The following is a 260-nucleotide window of genomic DNA, read 5'->3' as shown; positions in this document are numbered from 1 at the left end:
GGTGTAATCCATCAGCAGATCGGGCTGGAGCTGAAGTGGTATCTCGGCAGCTATCGGCTTTACCTCGACGACATGCTTGAAAGCGTGTTCGGCGACAGCCCGGATGCCACGCTCTATTCAAGCCTGTTGAAGGCGGTGTTCTTCGACATGACGCTGGCCATCGATACCTACAGTGCGGCTCAGCACAAGGCGCTGGAAGATAGTGAGGCTCGCTTCGCCCGCGCGCTGCGCGGTGCCAACGACGGGCTGTGGGACTGGCA

At 60.0% G+C, this 260-nt stretch carries 1 protein-coding gene; it reads left to right on the top strand.

Features of this window, described 5'->3' with window-relative positions; all coding sequences use genetic code 11:
- Positions 1-260: protoglobin domain-containing protein (locus tag FQ664_RS26290; RefSeq protein ID WP_256676109.1), on the top strand; the 260-nt coding region annotated here is incomplete at both ends.

Origin of the sequence: Pseudomonas persica (assembly GCF_900291015.1) — a bacterium.
Lineage (GTDB): Bacteria > Pseudomonadota > Gammaproteobacteria > Pseudomonadales > Pseudomonadaceae > Aquipseudomonas.
This window is presented reverse-complemented; position numbering and strand designations above follow the sequence as displayed.